Origin of the sequence: Amaricoccus solimangrovi (assembly GCF_006385685.1) — a bacterium.
GTDB classification, from domain to species: Bacteria; Pseudomonadota; Alphaproteobacteria; order Rhodobacterales; family Rhodobacteraceae; genus Amaricoccus; species Amaricoccus solimangrovi.
Genome location: NZ_VFRP01000101.1, coordinates 1 through 1,266, shown reverse-complemented (window position 1 = coordinate 1,266; position 1,266 = coordinate 1). Strand labels below are relative to the sequence as shown.

The following is a 1,266-nucleotide window of genomic DNA, read 5'->3' as shown; positions in this document are numbered from 1 at the left end:
GCCAGCCAGGACTGGAAGCGGCCGTCGAGTTCGTCGCGGTGATCGGCCCACCAGGTGTAGTTGAAGAGGAAGCCGGTCTTCGCGTTCTCCGGATTGGTCGGCATGTGCGGGGCCATGTCGATGCCGAGATCGGCGTGCTGGCCGACGAGATCCTGCGACGAGGCGCGGGCCGGGCCGTAGGAGATGTACTTGGTCTGGTCGGCGAGGTGCCGGGTGTCGGTGGCGAAGCGCAGGAAGTGCCTCACCCGGTTCAGCCGCTCCTCGGGCAGGCCCGCCGGCACGACGAAACCGTCGATGTCGAGCACCTCGTAGTCCCAGAGCATCGCGACCGGCTGGTTCTGCTCGGCGATCAGCGAGAACAGGCGGCCGTTGTAGGTCGAGCCGATCACCGCCTCCTTGTCGGCGAGCAACTGCGGCGTCTCGGCGCCGGCCGACCACCAGATGGTCTGGCCCTTGATCGTGCCGAGCTTGTCGAGCGCCTTCTGGATCCCCTCGTCGGTCTCGAGCGTGTCATAGACCTGATCGGCCGGCACGCCCGAGCAGATCAGCGCCCATTCGAGGTTGTTGATCGGCCGCTTCTCGAGCGCGCGCTTGCCCGGGAACTTCTCGAGGTCGAAGATGTCGCAGACCGAGGTCGGCACCGCGCCGTTCCAGGCGGCGACGTCGGTGCGATAGCCGAAGGTGGTCGAATAGAGGTTGGTCGGGATGTGGCATTCCGAGACGGTATACTTGGCGAGATCCTCGCTCGCCGGGGTGCCGTCGGGCGCGGGCTTCAGCCAGTCGTCGAACGGGATCTCCTCCGCCAGCCCCTCGTCGCAGAGCCGGATGCCGTCGGAGGCGAGCAGGTCGATCAGGTCCCAGGTGACGTTGCCGGCCTCGGTCATCGCGCGGAGCTTGGCGACGCCCTCGCTCGCGCTCTCGTCCCAGATCACCTTGACGCCGGTCGCGGCGACATAGGGATCGACATAGGCCTTCTTCTGCATGTCCTGATAGGCGCCGCCCCAGGAGACGATGGTGATCGTGTCGGCGCAGTTCTCGCAGGGCGGAACCTCCTCCGCGTCCTGCGCCCAGGCGGCGAATGGCAGGATCCCGAGGACGGATGCTCCGAGCAGGGCCGTGAGTTTCATGCGTGTCTCCCCTTGGTCTGGTCCGGATTCGCCCGGCGGCTTCCGGACGAACATAGCGCCATGCCACGCGCGGCGTCCAACCCGCGTCACACCTCCCGCGCGAGAGCCGGCCGCGCGCTCGCGGCGTTCACGGGCCTCC

At 67.7% G+C, this 1,266-nt stretch carries 1 protein-coding gene; it reads right to left on the bottom strand.

The window, feature by feature from the left end; genetic code table 11:
* The coding region (locus FJM51_RS23405) for an extracellular solute-binding protein (RefSeq protein WP_140456492.1) at nucleotides 1-1,127 on the bottom strand (1,127 nt) is incomplete at its 3' end.
* Between the last annotated feature and the right edge of the window lie 139 nt (nucleotides 1,128-1,266).